Annotated in this window: 19 protein-coding genes, 2 tRNA genes and 1 pseudogene; 13 read left to right on the top strand and 9 right to left on the bottom strand. The window is 58.5% G+C overall.

Going from position 1 to position 18508, the window contains the following annotated elements; genetic code table 11:
- Positions 1-79: 79 nt before the first annotated feature.
- A tRNA-Asp gene (locus tag OXR04_RS14780) sits at positions 80-156 on the top strand.
- Between the two features lie 108 nt (positions 157-264).
- Here OXR04_RS14780 and yafC read toward each other — a convergent pair.
- Positions 265-1167, bottom strand: coding sequence for a DNA-binding transcriptional regulator YafC (gene yafC / locus OXR04_RS14785; protein ID WP_009091951.1), 903 nt, complete (start codon positions 1165-1167; stop codon positions 265-267).
- A gap of 256 nt (positions 1168-1423) precedes the next feature.
- Here yafC and OXR04_RS14790 point away from each other — a divergent pair, with 256 nt between their 5' ends.
- The gene (locus OXR04_RS14790) at positions 1424-2239 is read left to right on the top strand and encodes an endonuclease/exonuclease/phosphatase family protein (RefSeq protein WP_033736606.1); all 816 of its coding nucleotides are present in this window, start codon (positions 1424-1426) and stop codon (positions 2237-2239) included.
- 73 nt (positions 2240-2312) lie between these two features.
- On the opposite strand, the gene mltD is transcribed toward OXR04_RS14790, so the two are convergent.
- Positions 2313-3689 (bottom strand): murein transglycosylase D, encoded by a 1377-nt coding sequence (gene mltD / locus OXR04_RS14795; RefSeq protein WP_033736400.1) that lies wholly within the window; start codon positions 3687-3689, stop codon positions 2313-2315.
- A 71-nt stretch (positions 3690-3760) separates the two neighbouring features.
- A complete protein-coding gene (gene gloB / locus OXR04_RS14800; RefSeq protein ID WP_267372801.1) occupies positions 3761-4516 on the bottom strand; it encodes a hydroxyacylglutathione hydrolase in 756 nt (251 codons plus the stop codon).
- 43 nt (positions 4517-4559) lie between these two features.
- Here gloB and OXR04_RS14805 point away from each other — a divergent pair, with 43 nt between their 5' ends.
- Positions 4560-5297, top strand: coding sequence for a class I SAM-dependent methyltransferase (locus OXR04_RS14805; RefSeq protein ID WP_046101290.1), 738 nt, complete (start codon positions 4560-4562; stop codon positions 5295-5297).
- Here OXR04_RS14805 and rnhA read toward each other — a convergent pair.
- Positions 5279-5746: a ribonuclease HI gene (rnhA, locus tag OXR04_RS14810; RefSeq protein WP_267372795.1), complete on the bottom strand. Its 468-nt coding sequence runs from the start codon at positions 5744-5746 to the stop codon at positions 5279-5281. The two genes, OXR04_RS14805 and rnhA, sit on opposite strands and share 19 nt — an antisense overlap.
- Positions 5747-5797: 51 nt before the next feature.
- Between rnhA and dnaQ the strand changes: the two genes are divergently transcribed.
- Together dnaQ and OXR04_RS14820 are read left to right on the top strand one after the other, a co-directional pair.
- Entirely contained in the window at positions 5798-6529 is a 732-nt protein-coding gene (gene dnaQ / locus OXR04_RS14815; RefSeq protein WP_009091938.1) for a DNA polymerase III subunit epsilon, read from the top strand.
- 134 nt (positions 6530-6663) lie between these two features.
- Positions 6664-6740: transfer RNA gene (locus OXR04_RS14820), tRNA-Asp, on the top strand.
- Between the two features lie 64 nt (positions 6741-6804).
- On the opposite strand, the gene OXR04_RS14825 is transcribed toward OXR04_RS14820, so the two are convergent.
- Positions 6805-8298 carry an NCS1 family nucleobase:cation symporter-1 gene (locus OXR04_RS14825; RefSeq protein ID WP_167431214.1) on the bottom strand — a complete coding sequence of 498 codons (1494 nt, stop codon included), beginning with the start codon at positions 8296-8298 and terminating at the stop codon, positions 6805-6807.
- A gap of 144 nt (positions 8299-8442) precedes the next feature.
- On the opposite strand from OXR04_RS14825, the gene OXR04_RS14830 reads away from it, so the two are divergent.
- The 3 genes from OXR04_RS14830 to puuE are packed head-to-tail and all read left to right on the top strand — an operon-like array spanning position 8443 to position 10881.
- Positions 8443-9165 (top strand): GntR family transcriptional regulator, encoded by a 723-nt coding sequence (locus tag OXR04_RS14830; protein WP_009091934.1) that lies wholly within the window; start codon positions 8443-8445, stop codon positions 9163-9165.
- On the top strand, positions 9162-9893 hold the full coding sequence (hpxA, locus tag OXR04_RS14835; protein ID WP_009091932.1) for an allantoin racemase: 732 nt from the start codon (positions 9162-9164) through the stop codon (positions 9891-9893). Before OXR04_RS14830 ends, hpxA begins: the two co-directional genes overlap by 4 nt.
- A 34-nt stretch (positions 9894-9927) precedes the next feature.
- On the top strand, positions 9928-10881 hold the full coding sequence (gene puuE, locus OXR04_RS14840) for an allantoinase PuuE (protein ID WP_009091930.1): 954 nt from the start codon (positions 9928-9930) through the stop codon (positions 10879-10881).
- A gap of 51 nt (positions 10882-10932) precedes the next feature.
- On the opposite strand, the gene hpxZ is transcribed toward puuE, so the two are convergent.
- Genes hpxZ through OXR04_RS14860 form a run of 4 tightly spaced genes read right to left on the bottom strand, consistent with a single transcriptional unit; the run spans position 10933 to position 14489 of the window.
- The gene (gene hpxZ / locus OXR04_RS14845; RefSeq protein WP_046101292.1) at positions 10933-11313 is read right to left on the bottom strand and encodes an oxalurate catabolism protein HpxZ; all 381 of its coding nucleotides are present in this window, start codon (positions 11311-11313) and stop codon (positions 10933-10935) included.
- Positions 11313-12710, bottom strand: a complete 1398-nt coding sequence (locus tag OXR04_RS14850; protein ID WP_046101293.1) for an AtzE family amidohydrolase — start codon at positions 12708-12710, stop codon at positions 11313-11315. Before OXR04_RS14850 ends, hpxZ begins: the two co-directional genes overlap by 1 nt.
- On the bottom strand, positions 12707-12889 hold the full coding sequence (gene hpxX, locus OXR04_RS14855; protein WP_009091925.1) for an oxalurate catabolism protein HpxX: 183 nt from the start codon (positions 12887-12889) through the stop codon (positions 12707-12709). The genes OXR04_RS14850 and hpxX overlap by 4 nt, the downstream gene beginning before the upstream one ends.
- A gap of 13 nt (positions 12890-12902) precedes the next feature.
- Positions 12903-14489, bottom strand: a complete 1587-nt coding sequence (locus OXR04_RS14860) for a gamma-glutamyltransferase family protein (RefSeq protein WP_267372790.1) — start codon at positions 14487-14489, stop codon at positions 12903-12905.
- 138 nt (positions 14490-14627) lie between these two features.
- Between OXR04_RS14860 and hpxU the strand changes: the two genes are divergently transcribed.
- The 5 genes and pseudogenes from hpxU to OXR04_RS14885 all read left to right on the top strand — a co-directional run bounded on the left by hpxU (position 14628) and on the right by OXR04_RS14885 (position 18493).
- On the top strand, positions 14628-15467 hold the full coding sequence (gene hpxU, locus OXR04_RS14865; protein ID WP_009091922.1) for a MurR/RpiR family transcriptional regulator HpxU: 840 nt from the start codon (positions 14628-14630) through the stop codon (positions 15465-15467).
- Positions 15468-15659: 192 nt separating this feature from the next.
- Positions 15660-16446 (top strand): annotated as a pseudogene (locus tag OXR04_RS14870) (transporter substrate-binding domain-containing protein).
- Positions 16447-16456: 10 nt separating this feature from the next.
- A complete protein-coding gene (locus OXR04_RS14875) occupies positions 16457-17125 on the top strand; it encodes an amino acid ABC transporter permease (RefSeq protein WP_009091920.1) in 669 nt (222 codons plus the stop codon).
- The gene (locus tag OXR04_RS14880; protein ID WP_009091919.1) at positions 17125-17781 is read left to right on the top strand and encodes an amino acid ABC transporter permease; all 657 of its coding nucleotides are present in this window, start codon (positions 17125-17127) and stop codon (positions 17779-17781) included. Before OXR04_RS14875 ends, OXR04_RS14880 begins: the two co-directional genes overlap by 1 nt.
- Entirely contained in the window at positions 17762-18493 is a 732-nt protein-coding gene (locus OXR04_RS14885; RefSeq protein WP_009091918.1) for an amino acid ABC transporter ATP-binding protein, read from the top strand. Before OXR04_RS14880 ends, OXR04_RS14885 begins: the two co-directional genes overlap by 20 nt.
- Positions 18494-18508 lie beyond the last annotated feature (15 nt).

Consider the following 18508-nt stretch of genomic DNA (forward strand, 5'->3'; position numbering starts at 1 on the left):
AGTTCCTTTTCCCCTGACAAGGAAAACAACAGGAACAAACAGCTATCAGCCATCTGCTGACAGCTGTGAAAGAACCGGTGGAGCGGTAGTTCAGTTGGTTAGAATACCTGCCTGTCACGCAGGGGGTCGCGGGTTCGAGCCCCGTCCGTTCCGCCACTTAATTGGAAAGCCCTGACTTAACGGTCAGGGCTTTTTCCATTGCAGCAAATACTGCCCGGAAAGCCCTCCCTGAACGCAGGCATCCTCACCGGACCTGGGCGCATCTCAGATGCGCCACGGTTGTTCAGCACTCCACTCGCTGAGGAAGTCAATAAAGGCGCGCACACGCTGGCTGACGCCAGTATCACTGTAATAAACCGCATTGAACGGCATCTCGACCGGCAGGCGTTGATCTGCCAGCACTTCAACCAGCGTTCCCTCGGCAATTTCACGATCGATCATATATTCCGACAGACAGGCGATACCATTACCTGTGAGACAGAGCTGTTTAATCGTCTCCCCGCTGTTAGAGGATAAAGCCCAGTCGATATCATAGAGTTCACCGCTGTCTCGGGCGACGGGCCAGCGATTAAGCCGGGGCGAGTCCTCAAAGCCCAGGCAGTGATGACGATCAAGCTCTGCCACGGTGTGCGGCACGCCATGCTCCCGAAGATAGGCGGGCGACGCAACCAGCTTACGAAAGCTGTTAAACAGCAGACGGGCGCGCAGGGTAGAGTCAGTCAGATTACCGGCGCGGATAGCGATATCCACTTTTCGCTCGATGAGATTGATAAAACTTTCCGAGGAGATTAACGAAAGCCTCACCCCTGGATAGCGGGCACGGAAAGGCTTTATCATCGGCATCAGCAAATGCAGAATTACCGGCGTCGCGGCATCAACGCGCAAAAGGCCTTTAGGCTCCTGCAGGCTCTCAATCAGGTCGCTCTCCGCCGTCGTCATCTCCTGCAAAAAGCGCTGAACATGACGGAAATAACGCTCTCCCTCCTGCGTCAGTGCCAGCTGCCGGGTGGTGCGGGTGAGCAGGGCGATGCCCAGCTTGTTCTCCAGCTTTTTAATCGTTCTGCTGACGGCTGAGTTCGCCATCTGCAGCTGTTCAGCAGCGCGACTGAAACTTCCGCTTTCTACTACGCTGACAAACACTTTCAGTTCGTCAGAAGATGCCTTCATTTAACCTCCCTGCACGGACGTGGCGATGGCGCGACGCGGTGGCCGATAGTGCTGTGGTTCCAGTATAGAAGTCTGGTCAGCAATGACCGCACGAATCATGCCTCCCCGCGTTTTGTTCAACGTCTGCAAAGGCGCTGTTTTATTCTGGAAAAGGGTGCTGAATTCTGACATTGACCTGCATCCATTGAAACCCCGGTCTAAAATCCCTATAACAGACAGGTGTTATCTGTTTTTGAATCATCAGCCAGGCGGGAAAGTGCGCAAAAAAACTTATGCAATGCGATATGTGGCGGGACAACCTGTGGAACAGATCTTTCCACCGGGTGCGATGCTCCATCTCGGTCAGGCACTGCCACCCGGCGCTCCCTTGCCCGCGCACCCGAATCTTAAGGTTCTGGTGTGGAACATCTTCAAGCAGCAGCGTGCAGACTGGATGTCGGTGCTGGAGGGGTTTGGTAAGGACGCGCACCTGGTTTTACTTCAGGAGGCGCAGACAACGCCGGAGCTGGTACGGTTTGCGACGAGTAATTATCTGGCTGCCGATCAGGTTCCCGCCTTTGTGCTGCCTCAGCACCCCTCTGGCGTGATGACGCTCGCTTCTGCCCATCCGGTCTACTGTTGCCCGCTGCGTGAGCGTGAGCCGCTGCTGAGGCTGGCTAAATCGGCGCTGGTCACGGCCTATCCTCTGCCCACCGGTGAAATGCTGATGGTCGTGAATATCCACGCCGTTAACTTCAGCCTGGGCGTCGACGTCTACAGCAAACAGCTGGGCCCGATAGGGGAGCAGATTATGCATCACCGCGGTCCGGTGATCATGGCCGGGGACTTTAATGCCTGGAGCCGTCAGCGCATAAACGCGCTCTACCGCTTTGCTCAGCGCATGAAGCTGGAAGAGGTGATGTTCACTGCCGACCACCGCCGTAAAGCGTTTGGTCGCCCGCTGGATTTCGTCTTTTATCGCGATCTCAGGGTGAGTGAGGCCTCAGTGCTGGTGACGCGGGCTTCCGACCATAATCCTTTACTGGTGGAGTTCAGTTCAGGACGGGAGTCCGGGGCAGACAGGAAAGAGTAAAGCGAGGGTAAAGCGCAGAGGGCTGCGGATGAATAAAAGAAAAAGGCTGACAATTGTCAGCCTTTTCAACGTATCAGGTATCAGGTGTCGCGTTATTATTCACAAACAGCGTTAAATTATCGCCGGGTTGAATATCTTTCGCGCTGTCCAGCACACTGTTCCAGCGCATCACGTCTTTAATATTGACGCCGTGATGCCGTGCAATACTGTCAAGAGAATCACCCTTACGAACACGATAGGTGATGCTGTTGCCGTTATCAGCCAGTCGGGTGCCATTCGAACCGATAGTCAGCGTCTGACCCGGTCGGATATCGGCACCGCGCAGGTTATTATCCTGCTTCAGTGTGGAGACGCTAACGCCAAGCTTCGCGGCGATACCCGAGAGCGTATCACCCCGTCGCACCTTGTACCCGCCGCTCGCGCTCGCTTTCGCAAGCTGAGTTGGCTGTACGGCTGCAATATCACCGGACGCCAGTGAGTTACGCAGTCTGGCGACGTTCGACTTCGGCACCATAATATAGTGCGGGCCGTTTGGCGCGGTTGCACCGCCTTTGTAGCCGGTATTGAAGCTCTTCAGTTTCGTGAGCGACATACCTGCCATTTCGGCAGCCTGCGTCAGCTGTATCTGCTGACCCACTTCCACCCGTGCCAGTGCACGGCTTTCGTTAGGTGTCGGCAGTTTGATACCGTAACGCTTGTTATGTTTGAGCAGTTCACTCAGGGCTAACATTTTCGGCACATACACCGTGGTTTCGCGTGGCAGCGATAAGTGCCAGAAGTCAGTCGGCTTACCGCGCGCCTTATTCTGTTTTATCGCTTTGAGTACACGTCCCTCGCCACTGTTGTATGCGGCAATGGTTAATAACCAGTCACCGTCAAACATGGTGTTAAGACGCTGCATCATATCCAGCGCAACCCGTGTGGATGCGACAACATCCCGTCGCCCATCGTAATACTGGTTCTGTTTCAGACCATAATTTCGACCCGTTGAGGCAACTATCTGCCAGATACCAGCGGCATTGGCGGATGAGGTTGCGCGAGGGTCAAAAGCGCTCTCCACTATGGGTAGCAGTACCAGTTCCATCGGCATTTTACGTTTCTGTATCTGCTCGACTATCCAGTACATGTACGGCTCTGCCCGTAATGTTACATCGTGGAGATAGCTCTTATTTTTTAAAAATTTACTTTTTTGTTCGCGGATTGCCGGGTTTTCCGGAATCCCCATCTTCAACTCGTCACTAATGAAACTCCAGAGATCTGCGTCTGCTGCGAGGCCAGTTCCATCTTCCTGCCATCGCGGCGACAAAAACTCGTCTCCGTACTTTCCATTTTCACCTTGACCAGCTGAAGACAGGCTCTGTGCATGCTGTTCGGGGATATTGGCATCGTTCCTCGACGCCTGACATCCTACCAGCAAGACTGAGGCGAGTAAGATCGCTTTAGCCTTCATGTGTGTGTCAATAGTTCGCTTAAAAGACGAGCAACTATACGTGACGACTTTTCACAACACAACCCGAAAAATCAAAAAGCGTCTTTCTTCTCGCGTAGAACGGCAAATGTGTGCCATACCGGTTCATCATTCACGTTAACGTTTAACGCCCTTTGCAAATCAATATTTTGCGTGCGGAGAAATAAATTTATTGACCGTTCGTGCCCCAGTTTTGTGGGCAGACTAATGCCATTTTCGGCGCGTAAGTCCTTAATTTTCTGATATTCGGCCATTATTTGCGGGTCATGGGGCAGAATAGCCGCAGCAAACTTCAGGTTAGATAAAGTATATTCATGCGCGCAGCAGACCAGCGTTTCCTCCGGAAGCTGATTAAGCTTTTGAAAGGATTCATACATCTGCTCTGCTGTGCCTTCGAAAAGACGTCCGCAGCCACCCGAAAAGAGTGTGTCGCCACAGAAAAGATAAGGTGAGCTGTAATATGAGATATGTCCTAAAGTGTGACCAGGGGTATGAATCACCTCGAACGTCAGGCCGAGCACCGTCAACTGATCGCCCTCGCTGACCACCGTTCTGGCTCCTTTGGCGACCGTTTCCTGCGGGCCGTAAACTTCGAGCGCCGGGAAATGCTCACACAGTGTTTTCACCCCACCCGTATGGTCGTTGTGGTGGTGAGTTAACAGAATCGCCACCGGCTGCCAGCCGTTAGAGGCCATTTTTTCTAATACCGGCTGAGCTTCACCGGGATCGACAATCAGACACTGACCTTCATCATTATTCAGCGTCCAGATGTAGTTGTCCTGCAACGCAGGAATACTGGTAAGATTCATCATCACCTCTAGCAGGTCGTAGGAATAAGGAAGAGCGTAAAGCATGAAGCCCGCGAAAACACGCCAGATTCTGAACGCTCCGCTATCGTGGCGCGATATGCCGTGGGGAGACTATTTCCGCGACGCGCTGACCCAGCAGCTTCAGCCTTACCTCGGAAAGCTTTATGGCTTTCATATGCTTAAGCTTGGCAACCTCAGCGCAGAAATCAACACCGAACACTGTGCTATTTCACATCAGGTCAATGTTGGCAGCGAGGGCGAGCTGTTACAGGTGCTGGCTGACCCCCTGCAGCTTCCCTTTGAGTCGAAGTCGATTGATGCCTGTCTGCTGGCGCATACGCTGGCCTGGAGTCAGGACCCGCATCGGGTGTTGCGAGAAGTGGACAGGGTACTCATTGACGACGGCTGGATGATCATCAGCGGCTTCAATCCCTTCAGCCTGCTCGGGGTCACGAAAATGATTCCGGGGTTAGGCCGTAAGGCGCCCTGGAGCGGACGGATGTTCAGCCAGATGCGTCTGCTCGACTGGCTGAGCCTGCTGAACTATGAGGTGGTTTACCGCACCCGGTTTCAGGTGGTGCCGTGGCATCGGCAGGGGGGAAAACTGATCAGCGCCCACTTACCGGCGCTGGGATGCCTGAATATTGTCGTGGCACGTAAACGCACCTTCCCGCTGCTGCCGACACGGGCGAAGAAGAGCATGAGTCCCAGCCAGATCCGTCAGACCGTCAATGCTACCCGCCAGTTCCGGCAGGCAGACGATCAGGACTCGCTCTTGTAACCGATATCTTCAAAGGCGGGATTTTCCGCCGCGCTGCGGGCCAGCACGTCGCAGCGCTCATTCTCGGGATGTCCCGCGTGGCCTTTGACCCACTCCCACTGAATCTTGTGGGTGCTGAGGGCATGGTCGAGACGCTGCCAGAGGTCGACATTCTTCACCGGTTTTTTATCCGCGGTTTTCCAGCCGCGTTTTTTCCAGTTATGGATCCAGCTGGTAATTCCCTGACGCACATACTGGCTGTCGGTACTGAGCACCACATCGCAGGGCTGCGTCAGCGCTTCAAGCGAAATAATGGCAGCCATCAGTTCCATCCGGTTATTGGTGGTGAGGCGATAGCCCGCGCTGAAGGTTTTCTCATGCTGGCCATAACGTAAAATCGCCCCGTAACCGCCGGGACCGGGATTTCCAAGACAGGATCCATCGGTGAATATTTCTACCTGTTTGCGCATCTCTGGTAGACTTCCTCTCAAAAACGTCAAGTCTGACATAAAACGAGTCTTATGAGCACTGCAAATAACCGCCAGATCGTACTCGATACTGAAACCACCGGCATGAACATGATCGGGGTCCATTATGAGGGGCACCGCATCATTGAGATTGGTGCGGTCGAGGTGATAAACCGTCGCCTGACCGGCAACAATTTCCATATGTACCTGAAGCCCGATCGGCTGGTCGATCCGGAAGCCTTCGGCGTTCACGGGATTGCAGATGAGTTCCTTGCCGACAAACCGATGTTCAGCGAGATTGCGGATGAGTTTCTCGACTATATCCGCGGCGCCGAACTGGTGATCCATAACGCGCCGTTCGATATCGGCTTTATGGATTACGAGTTCTCAAAGCTGAATCGCGGCATTGAGAAAACCGAAACCTTCTGCAAAGTGACCGACAGCCTGGCGCTGGCGCGGCGCATGTTTCCCGGCAAGCGTAACAGCCTGGATGCGCTCTGCTCGCGCTATGAGATAGACAACAGCAAGCGAACGCTGCACGGCGCACTGCTCGATGCCGAGATCCTGGCGGACGTGTTCCTGACCATGACCGGCGGGCAGACCTCACTGTCGTTTTTATCCGAAAGTGAAAGCGCCCGTCAGGCGCAGGGCGAGAGCATTCAGCGCATCGTACGTCCCGCCTCGGCACTGCGCGTGGTGACGGCCAGTGATGAGGAGATCGTTGCCCATGAGTCACGGCTGGATCTGGTCATGAAAAAGGGCGGCAGCTGCCTGTGGCGCGGCTGAATCACGGAAATTTGTGGATAAAATCAACGGCGAGCTGAAAAAAACGGCAAACGATCGCGCCGTCAGGAAAAAGCGTTGACGCCGCAACGGCCTGCCATTACTATGCGCCTCGTTCTCGACGGGGAACAAAGCGCGGAGCGGTAGTTCAGTTGGTTAGAATACCTGCCTGTCACGCAGGGGGTCGCGGGTTCGAGCCCCGTCCGTTCCGCCAATCTCTTTAAAAAAGCCGATTCAGAAATGAATCGGCTTTTTGCTGTCTGCGATTCCGTGGCGGGTTACTCTTTCTGCGCCACGACCTCACCCTGCCAGCGCATACTGTCTGCCGCCTCCCGCTCTTCACGGGCGATAAAGCGGTAGCAGCCTGCCGCCAGACCGGCTCCGATAAACCAGCTGAAGTTCGCCACCTGATGCAGGGAAGGGATGAAGCTGATCACCAGGCAGATGGCTACAGACGGCAGCAGCGCGGCAATCGCTTTAGGGTTAAACCCGCCGCGATACCAGTACCGGCCCGCTGGCGTGGCGTTAAACAGGTCGTCGACCGAGATGCGTCCGCGTTTGATCAGGTAGAAATCAGTCAGCAGAATCCCGAACAGCGGCCCGATAAAGGAGCCCAGGACATCCAGGGTGTAGTGAATCAGTTCAGGCGACTGGAACAGGTTCCACGGCGTTAACAGCACCGAGCCCACCGCGGCGATCATCCCGCCGGTGCGGAAGCTGATTTTCTGCGGTGAACAGTTAGAGAAGTCGAAGGCGGGTGAGACGAAGTTCGCCACAATGTTGATGCCGATAGTGGCGGTAATCATCGTCAGCAGCCCAATCGCTACCGCCAGGTCGTTGCCGACCATGCTCACGGTCTCGATCGGATCGGTGATCATTTTACCAAACAGCGACTGGGTGCCCGATACGATGACCACCGTCACCACGGAGAAGAGCAGGAAGTTAAACGGCAGGCCCCAGCGGTTGCCACGACGGATCTCTGACATGCTTTTGCCGTAGCGGGAGAAGTCACCGAAATTCAGCAGCGGCCCGGAGAAGTAGGAGACGACCAGCGCGGTTGCGGTAATCATCTGCCACGTCTGCTCGCCCGGGGTTAGTGATTTACTGGCGAGGGTAAAAGAGATCCCATCAAAGCCGGTCTTGTATACAATCCAGCCCGCCAGCGCCACCATCACCACATAGACAGCCGGACCTGCCACATCGATAAACCGTTTGATGGCGCTCATGCCATGCCAGAAGACCATCGCCTGCAGCAGCCACATCACGCCAAAGCAGCACCAGCCCAGCAGCGACAGGCCAAGCCAGTGTGGCTCGGTCATTGAGTTCAGTGACGGGGCGAACTTCAGCAGAACCAGCATCAGCGCGTTCGCCGCCAGGTAGGTCTGGATGCCATACCAGGCAAAAGCGATCAGCCCGCGGATGACCGCCGGAATATTCGCGCCAAACACGCCAAACGCCTGACGGCAGATCACCGCATAGGGAACGCCTGCCATCTGGCTCGGTTTTGCCACCAGATTGGCACAGATCTGCACGATGCAGATCCCGGCCAGCAGGCAGAGCAGCACCTGCCAGCTGGCTAATCCCAGCGTGAAGAAGCTGGCCGCCACCACATAGCCGCCCATGCTGTGGACATCTGACATCCAGAACGAAAAAATGTTGTACCACGACCAGTTCTGGTCGCGGGTGGGCGCCAGATCGTCGTTACAGAGACGTGGGCTGTAACTGGCGTTAGCGTCAGAGGCCGTGCTGGCCACCGTGGAATGATTTGGCATGAAACCTGCTCCTCTACCCGAGAGTGAAATGAATAATCTGGTAAAGGGGTATTGCAGGATTCAGGCCAGATTTCTTTTCCTGTATACAATATTTGCTGTTCACGTATACGATATGTGGCGTACAGAGAGCTTCCGGAGCAGGTAATGACAAGTAAAACAGGCCAGCGAGACGCCGCCAGAACGCAGGATAAAGATGAAGGGATCTACCAGGCGCTGATGACCGCCATTGTGGAGCATCAGCTGCCGCCGGGCAGTAAACTGCCGGAAGAGGCGCTCTCCGGCGTGTTTGGAGTAAGCCGCACCGGCATTCGCAAAGTACTGCAGCGCCTTGCGGCGGTGCAAATGGTCACCCTGACGCCCAAACGTGGTGCGCAGGTCGCCACCCCTGGCGTTGAAGAGGCGCGGGAGATCTTCGCCACCCGCAGTTTAATGGAGTGCGCCAATCTGCACGCCGTGCTGGCCCATCTGCAGCCCCCGCATCTGGTGGCGCTGGAACAGCTTATCGCACAGGAGAATCAGGCCCACGCCGCGCATGATGGCCCGGCAGCCATCCGGCTTTCGGCAGCCTTTCATATTCAGCTGCAGGCGATTTCCGGCAATCAGGTGCTCACCGGCATGGTGACCAGCCTGACGCAGCGCTCGTCGCTGGTGATTGCCGCCTATGGCGCGCCGTGGCAGCGCGGCTGCCGCTGTGACGATCACACGCATCTGCTGACCCTGTTACGGGCACGTGCGCTGCAGCCGCTGACTGAGGCGCTGCAGCACCATTTTGAGCATATTGTTTCCAGCCTGCACTTTGAGCGCAGCGGTGAAACGCTGCCCGACTTTTCACGACTGTTTGCCACGGGCAAAGGAGCTGCCTCATGAGCCTGATTCAGGTCATTAACCCCAACACCAGCCTGGCGATGACCGAAACCATCGCTCAGGCTGCCCGTGCGGTTGCCGCACCCGGCACCGACATTCTGGCCGTTTCACCCTCGCAGGGCGTGCCTTCCATTGAAGGGCATTTTGATGAGGCGATCGCGGCCATCGGGGTGCTGGAGCAGGTCAGACTGGGGCGGGAGCAGGGCGTGAGCGGACATGTGATTGCCTGTTTTGGCGATCCGGGGTTACTGGCGGCCCGCGAGCTGGCCAGCGGGCCGGTCATCGGTATCGCAGAAGCGGCGATGCACACCGCCACGCTGCTGGCGACGCGCTTTTCGATTGTCACCACGCTGCCGCGTACGCTGGTGATTGCCCGTCATCTTCTGCAGCAGTATGGCTTTACCCATCACTGTGCCGCGCTGCATGCCATCGATCTGCCGGTGCTGGCGCTGGAGGATGGCAGCGGACTGGCGCAGGAAAAAGTGCGTGAGCGTTGCCTCCAGGCCAAACGGGAAGATGGCAGCGGCGCGATTGTGCTCGGCTGTGGCGGCATGGCGACGCTGGCCGCCTCACTGACGCAGGAGCTGGGTCTGCCGGTGATTGATGGCGTCGGCGCGGCCGTAAAAATGGTGGAGTCGCTGGTGGCGCTTGGCTTTGGCACCAGCAAACATGGCGATCTGGCCTGGCCTTTGCAGAAACCTCTCTCAGGTGCGTTTCAGCATCTAAACTAACGGAACTTTCCAGACAGAAGACAGGAAGCGAGTAATGACTGACGCTGCAGAGAAGAAAGAGTACAGCTTTAACAAAAACTATCCGCGCGATTTGATCGGTTATGGTGCTCATCCGCCGCACGCCGCCTGGCCCAACAACGCCCGGGTGGCGGTGCAGTTTGTCCTGAATTACGAAGAGGGGGCGGAGAACAGCGTGCTGCACGGTGACGCCGGCTCCGAACAGTTTCTCTCCGACATCATCGGTGCCGCCAGCTATGCCGACCGTCATATGTCGATGGAGTCACTCTATGAGTACGGCTCGCGTGCCGGTTTCTGGCGCATCCACAATGAATTTCAGAAGCGCGGTCTGCCGCTGACCGTGTTTGGCGTGGCGATGGCGCTGGCGCGTCACCCGGAGGTTGTCGAAGCGATTAAACAGGCGGACTACGATGTGGTCAGTCACGGCTGGCGCTGGCTCCACTATCAGGGCGTGGATGCGAAAACCGAACGTCAGCATATGCAGCAGGCGGTGGATGTGCTGACCGATCTGTTTGGGAAAGCCCCAACCGGCTGGTATACCGGCCGTGACAGCCCGAACACGCGCCGGCTGGTGGTGGAGCAGGGCGGCTTCAGCTACGACAGCGACTACTACGGCGACGACCTGCCTTTCTGGACGCAGGTGACCTGTCAGGATGGCACGGTTAAGCCGCACCTGATTATTCCCTACACCCTGGAGTGCAATGACATGCGCTTTGCCTCGCCGCAGGGATTTAACACCGCCGAGCAGTTCTTCACCTACCTGCGTGACAGCTTCGATGTGCTGTATGAAGAGGGGGAGACCGCGCCGAAGATGATGTCGATCGGGATGCACTGTCGCCTGCTGGGGCGTCCGGGCAAATTCCGTGCGCTGCAGAATTTCCTCGACCACATTCAGCAGCATGACGACGTCTGGATCTGTACCCGCCAGCAGATCGCCGATCACTGGATCGCGACACACCCGGCACCGTAAGCCGGTTCCGATGCGTCGCCTCCCTCGGGCCAGGCGACGCATCGGCGATAATCAGCTCATCAGACTGACCTGGGCTGCCACAATGCACCAGCCGTGCGGCATGCGAACCCAGGTCTGCTGCTGACGGCCGATTTTATCACTGCCGGCACGGGTAAATTCGGTGCTGCAGACCGCATAATCCTCGCCAAAGGTGGTGATCACCGTATTCCGCAGCGTCCGGTCGAGGCCCGCAGCGGGGCGCGCAGCCCGGAAGGCGCGAATCTCATCGATGCCATACAAATTTTCACCGGCCCCGAGGCGTACGGTGCGCGGGTCGTGCCAGAAAAGCGCATCCAGTTCAGCCACGTCATTGCTCACCAGCGCCTTTTCGTAACGCCAGAACTGCGCCGTCACCTCGCTGACCACCTGCGGTAAATTAATCTCTCTGTTCATCAGGCTCCTGCCATCGTGATTTGCGGCAGGGTGATGCCGCGTTGTTCCAGTGTCCAGGCGGCACGTAATGCCGCCGCTTCATTAAACGGGCGGGCGATAAGCTGTAACCCAATCGGCAGGCCGCTTCGGGTCGCCAGCGGAACGGTACAGACCGGCAGTCCCAGGAAGGAGATGGGCTGCGTCAGCATGCCCATGCTCGCTTTGGCGGGTAGCGATTCCCCCTGAATTGACAGCGTCTGCTGACCGATGGTGATCGCGCTGCAGGGGGTTGCCGGGGCGATCAGCACATCGAAGCGATCAAACAGCGGCAGCACCTGCTGCTGGAAATGACGACGGAAGCGCTGGGCCTGCACATACCAGGCGCCGGGCATCATCGCGCCGGCCAGCAGACGCTCGCGTGAGTTAGGTTCAAACACCTCAGGCTTCTGACGCAGGGCAGGCAGATAGTGATTCCCCCCCTCGGCGGCGGTCATGATAAAGGCTGCCGAACGCGCCAGCTCCGCCTCCGGCATCACCACCTCCTCCTGCGCCTCCAGCGCGGCTGCGACGGTGGCCACCGCCGCGCGGGCGTCCTCATCGCACCAGCGGGCAAAAAAACCGCCCAGCACGCCACAGCGCAGCCCTTCACTGCCCTGCGACAGGCCGGGCAGCGTGGCCTCTGGCGGCCGGACGGCCTGAAACGCATCTGCGGGGTCTGCGCCCTGCAGCAGGTCATAAACCAGCGCCAGGTCTTCCACCCGCCGGGCCAGCGGGCCGATATGATCGAGGCTGGCAACAAAGGGGTGGCTGCCGCTGCGTGACAGTCGGCCAAAAGTGGGTTTCAGGCCAAAAATGCCGCACAGCGACGCGGGCACCCGGATTGAGCCGTTGGTATCGGTACCCAGCGAAAAGTGAACCAGTCCGGCGGCCACGGCGGCGGCCGAACCCCCGGACGAGCCGCCCGCGACGCGGCTTAAATCGCGTGGGTTACGGGTCGGGCCGTAATGGCTGTTCTCGGTGGTGAAACCATAGGCGTAGGCATCCATGTTCAGCATGCCCGACAGCAGCGCGCCTGCGTGGCGCAGTTTGCCGATGGCGAAGGCATCCGCCTGCGCCGCAGGGCGGTCGCTGAACAGCCTGGCCCCTGCCAGCGTGCTGTGACCCGCCACATCAAACAGGTTCTTCACCGCATAGGGAATGCCCGCCAGCGGGGGCAGGGACTCACCGCGCTGCCGCTGCGCATCAACCGCGCTGGCTTCTTTCAACATGCGAGGCCCGGTGATTTCCGTCCAGGCATTCAGCGCCGGGTTGTGCTGCTCAATCGCCTGCAGCGTCTGTTCGGCCACCTCGCGCGCGCTGATCTCACCCTGGCGGATCGCCTGCTGCAGCGTCTGAATCGAAACGTCACCTGTTTTCATGCCTGATACACTCCCGCCACTTCCAGCCGATCATCAAGCGGAAACGCCATCAGTGGTGCGGCCATCTCCGCGATACGCGACAGCTGGATCAGCAGCTCGGCGCGGCGGGGATCGTCCAGCGTCAGTTGCAGGATCTGCTCCATATGGCCGATGTAGCTGGCCCACTCATGTTCATTCATGATTCACTCCTGTTTAAAAACCGGCGGCGCTGCCGTTACTGCGCGGATCGCTCGCGCCTTCAAACATGCCGTTGCAGTGACGCACAATGGCACCCGCATGACCCACGGATTCGCTGAAGTCCGGCAGGCGTTCTACCTCGTGCCCCCACTGGCGCAGCTGTGCGACGGTTTCGTCGGCAATGCGGCCTTCCAGCTTCAGCGAGTCTGATGACTGGCCCCAGGTACGCCCCAGCAGCCAACGCGGTGCACTGACCGCCTGCTGCAGCGGCAACCCCTGAATCACATGGCGGGTAAAGATCGCTGCCTGGGTCTGCGGCTGACCATCTCCGCCCATTGCGCCATAAACCAGCGTCCGGCCATCTTTCAGCCGTGCGGCGGCGGGGTTCAGGGTATGGAAGGGCTGTTTGCCGGGTGCCAGCGCCAGCAGATGTTCAGGATCGAGGCTGAACGCGGCTCCCCGGTTCTGCCAGGTGATGCCCGTGCCAGGCAGGACGACCCCGCTGCCAAATTCGTGATAGATGCTCTGAATAAAGGAGACGGCAAGCCCGCTGCTGTCCATCACACCCATCCAGACCGTATCGCCCGGCCCGCGGCCGCTGCCCCAGTTTGCCGCCTCGCCATCTTTGATCTGGCTGGCGAGGGTGGCGAGGGCGTCCTCAGCCAGCAGCGCCTGCACATCTTCGGTGACGTGACGCGGATCGGTAATGTGCCGGTCGCGCAGCGCAAAGGCTTTTTTGGTGGCTTCCACGATGCGGTGCACCGTCTGCGCCTCGTCAGCCCCGGCCATCTCCAGGCGATCGGTAATGCCAAGGATCGCCAGCGAGACGAGGCCCTGGGTCGGCGGGGCGATATTCCAGATGTCGCCTTCGCTGTGTGCGAGGTGCAGGGGCGTGGTGCGACGGGCGCGATGCTGCTGCAGATCGGCCAGGGTGACCGGCATGCCAAGCGTGGCCATTTCATCAGCCATATGGTGCGCCAGCGGGCCGCGATAGAAGCTGTCCAGCCCCTGTTCGGTAAGCTGGCTCAGGGTCTGTGCCAGCGCAGGCTGGGTAAAACGGCTGCCAGGCTGCGGCACCTCGCCATCAGGCATAAAGGTGGCGCTGAAGCCGGGCTGATGCTGTAACTCACTGCGGAAGTTCGTCGTGGCGGCGGTCTGAGAGGCGGTGACCGGAATACCGTCCGCGGCGTAGCGAATCGCATCGCGCAGCAGACGCGCCAGCGGCAGCTGCGGGCTGCCGGATTCAGCGGCGAGGGTCAGCGCCTCCTGCCAGCCGCTGACCGTACCGGCGACGGTCAGCGCGGCTTTCGGCCCGCGATGAGGGATTCTGGGGTGACCGGCATAGAAATCCGGATGCGCCAGCGAACCGGCGGCACCGCTGGCGTCGATAGCGACGGGATCGCCGCCGGGTGGCAGGATCAGCCAGAACCCATCCCCGCCCAGCCCATTCATGTGCGGGTAGACCACGGCGATAGTCGCGGCTGCCGCCACCATCGCTTCGATGGCGTTGCCGCCGTCACGCAGCACCGCCAGCGCGCTCTCACTCGCCAGATGGTGCGGCGTCACCGCCATGCCCATCGGCGCCATATTACTCTGAATCATCTTTTTCTCGTTCTTCGGGTAACAGAACCGATAGCAAAGCAAGAGCTGTTCCAGTTTTTAGCCTGAGCTGACATTGCGCCGGTTAACCTGGCGTAAATTGTGCTAGGTTCTGCTGAAACAAAAGTTACAGGGTGCGATATGAAACAGCTTGATGAACGACTCCGGAGTCACTATCCCCAGCTCTCGCCGCAGGAGCAGCGCATTGCCGACTTCGTGTTTGACCACTTCGATGATCTGATCAGCTACAACAGCGCCGAGCTGGCGCGGCTCAGCGGCGTGTCGAAAGCCACGGTCAGCAGGCTGTTTAAGCGTCTGGGATATGAGAAGTACAAGGATATGCGCGATGAGCTGCGCATCCTGCGTCAGAGCGGCATGCCGCTGACCGATAACCGGGATGCGGTGCAGGGCAACACGCTGCTGGCGCGCCACTACAAGCAGGAGATGGCGAACCTGACGCAGTGGGTCAACAGCCTGGATGCCCGCCAGTTTAACGATGTGATCCAGCAGCTGGCGCAGGCGAAGCGCGTCTTTATCATCGGCATGCGCAACGCCTACCCGGTGGCGCTGCATCTGCGACAGCAGCTGGTGCAGGCGCGCTCGCAGGTCTTTATCCTGCCGCAGCCAGGCCAGACGCTGGCAGAGGAGCTGGTGGATATCACCCCGGAGGATATGGTGGTGGTGATGGCGTTTCGCCGCCGCACCCGCATCATCCGTCCGCTGATGCAGCAGCTTCAGGCGGCCGGAATACCGCTGCTGGCGCTGTGTGAGCCGCAGGCGCAGACGGTCACTGCGCTGGCACGCTGGCAGCTCTGCACGCCGCTCGACAGCGTTTCCGCCTTCGACAGCTACGGCTCGGCCATGAGTCTGATTAACCTGATTGCCAATGCGCTGCTGCATGAAATGCTGGCGCAGGGGCGGCAGCGTATTCATCAGATCGCCGATCTCTACCAGCAGTTCGATGAGCTGGAGCACCGTTAACAGGCACCATTTTGGTGCCTTGCCCCATTTCAGTACACACCCGCCCGCGGCGTAATCCTCCCCGGTTACGCCCCTTTTTCAGTGAACTCTTTGCCGCTTAACCCTTTTTCCGCCGCGGCCCTTGTTGGCACATTAGTTGCAGATTGCCTGTTAAAGAATCTTTTGTTTCATCACATTTCACCGGGGTGCATAATGAAAAAAGTTTTAATGGCGGTTGCAACAGCGGCATTACTGATGGCACAGGCGGGAAGCGCACTGGCCGATCAACTGCAGGACATTCAGAAACGCGGTGTGATCCGCGTGGCCGTTCCGCAGGATTTCCCGCCGTTTGGCTCGGTCGGTACCGATCTGCAGCCGCAGGGGTATGACATCGACATGGCGAAATACCTGGCGAAGCAGATGAAACTTAAGTTGCAGCTGGTGCCGGTCAGCAGCGCCAACCGGGTGCCTTATCTGCAAACCGACAAGGTCGACCTGGTGATCTCCAGCATGGGTAAAAATGCGGAGCGTGAAAAAGTGATCGACTTTACCCGCGCCTATGCGCCGTTCTTCCTGGGCGTCTTCGGACCGAAAGGTGATGAGATCAAAGCGGCCAGCGCGCTGAGCGGCAAGTCGATTGGCGTTACCCGCGGCGCGGTGGAGGATATGGTACTGAGCGAAGTGGCACCGAAAGATGCGCAGGTGAAACGTTACGAAGATAACAACACCACCTTATCGGCGTATCTCTCCGGCCAGGTGCAGTATGTCGCCACCGGCAACCTGGTGGTCGCCGCCATTGCCCGCCAGAATCCGGAAAAAGCGCCGGTCGCTCAGTTTATGCTGAAAGATTCGCCCTGTTTTATCGGTCTGAAGAAAGATGAGCCTGCGCTGAAGGCGAAGGTGAATGCGCTGATTGAGCAGGGGATTAAAGATGGCACCCTGAACAAGCTGTCCGAAGAGTGGGCTGAAAGCGCCACTGCCCGCCAGCCTGGGCGCATGAGGACAGATTCATGACCGGGCAACTTAACTTTCCCGCGTTGTGGCCCTACTGGCCGGAGCTGCTTTCCGGCCTCTGGGTCACCATTCAGCTGACGCTGCTGGCGACCACCGGTGGGGTGGCGATTGGCATCGCAGGCGCGGCGCTGCGCAGCGGTAAACCGGGCTGGCTGAGCCGCCTCTGGGGCCTCTATGTCGAGCTAATCCGTAATACGCCATTTGTGGTGCAGCTGTTCTTTATCGTTTTCGGTCTGCCGAATCTGGGTCTGAAACTCACCGCCGGTGAGGCGGCGCTGCTGGCGATGCTGATCAACCTGGGCGCTTACAGTACCGAGATCATCCGTGCCGGCATCCAGGTGACCCCGAAAGGGCAGTGGGAAGCGGGGCGAGTGCTGGGATTGACCCGCAGCCAGACCTTTCTGCGGGTGGTGTTACCCCCTGCGCTGCAGCGGATTTATCCGGCGCTGGTGAGCCAGTGCATTATCGTGATGCTGGGGTCGTCGGTGGTGTCGCAGGTCTCCTACGAGGAGCTGACCTTCGCCGCCAACCTTATTCAGTCGCGCACGTTTCTGAGCTTTGAAGTTTATCTGGTGACCACGCTGATCTATCTGGCGTTGTCGATTGCGATGCGCCATCTGCTGCTGGCGATAGGCCGTAAATGGTTTGGAGTGCAGCCCTCATGATGACGACCTTTACCGACTGGGACATCGTGCGCAACCTGCTGCTGGCGGCGCGCTGGACCCTGTTACTGTCGCTGGTGGCCTTTGTCGGCGGAACCCTGGTGACGCTGCCTCTGCTGCTGCTGCGTCTGCTGCAGCGCAAATGGCTGACGCGTGCGATACGGGGTTACACCGCGCTGTTTCAGGGAACCCCGCTGCTGATGCAGCTGTTTCTGGCCTTTTTTGGCGTCGGCTTATTTGGCATTGATGTGGCGCCCTGGACGGCCGCCTCGCTGGCGCTGACCTTCTACACCAGCGCCTTTCTGGTGGATATCTGGTACGGCAGCATCCGCGCCCTGCCGAAAGGGCAGTGGGAAGCGTCACGCTGTCTCGGCCTGACCTTTGGTCAGACGCTGTGGCGGGTGGTTGCACCGCAGGCGATCCGTATCGGCATCGCCCCGACGGTAGGTTTTGCCGTGCAGGTTATCAAGGGCACCGCGCTGGCGTCGATTATCGGGTTTATCGAGCTGACCAAGGCGGGCACGATTCTGAACAACGTGACCTACCAGCCGTTTAAAGTTTTCGGGCTGGTGGCGCTGGGCTACTTCCTGATGTGTTATCCGCTGTCTCGCTACAGCCAGTATCTGGAGAAAAAATTCAATGCCGCTCATCACCATTAATCAGGTGCAAAAATATTACGGCGACAACCATGTGTTGAAAGGCGTGGATCTGGATATCGACATGGGAGAGGTGATCTCGATCATCGGTCGCAGCGGATCGGGCAAAAGCACGCTGCTGCGCTGTATGAACGGGCTGGAGGGCTATCAGGAGGGCAGCATCAAGCTCGGCGGTATGACCATCACCAGTCGTGACTCGCAGGCGCGTGAAATCAGCCGCTCGATTGGCATGGTGTTTCAGAACTTCAACCTCTTCCCGCACATGACGGCGCTGGAAAATGTCATGCTGGCACCGCGCCGCGTGCTGAAGAAAAGCGACGCTGAATGCCGGGCGCTGGCGACGCAGATGCTGGAGAAGGTGGGGCTGGGCGAGCGCCTTAACTATTACCCTGCCAGCCTCTCGGGCGGCCAGCAGCAACGGGTGGCGATCGCCCGTGCGCTGGCGATGACGCCCAAAGTTTTACTCTGTGATGAGATCACCTCTGCGCTGGATCCCGAACTGGTGGGCGAAGTCCTGAAAGTGCTGGAGCAGCTGGCAGCGGAAGGCATGACGCTGATCCTCGTCACGCATGAAATGAATTTCGCCCGCGACGTGGGCGATCGAGTGGTCTTTATGCATCAGGGGCGCGTCTGGGAGCAGGGCGACAGCAAAACGCTGTTTGCGCAGCCGCAGTCGCCGGAGCTGAAGCAGTTTATCTCTTCAGTGCGTCTCTGAGTCTTAAAAAAGGAA

The organism is Pantoea sp. GM_Pan_3 (assembly GCF_026541045.1).
GTDB lineage: Bacteria > Pseudomonadota > Gammaproteobacteria > Enterobacterales > Enterobacteriaceae > Pantoea > Pantoea anthophila.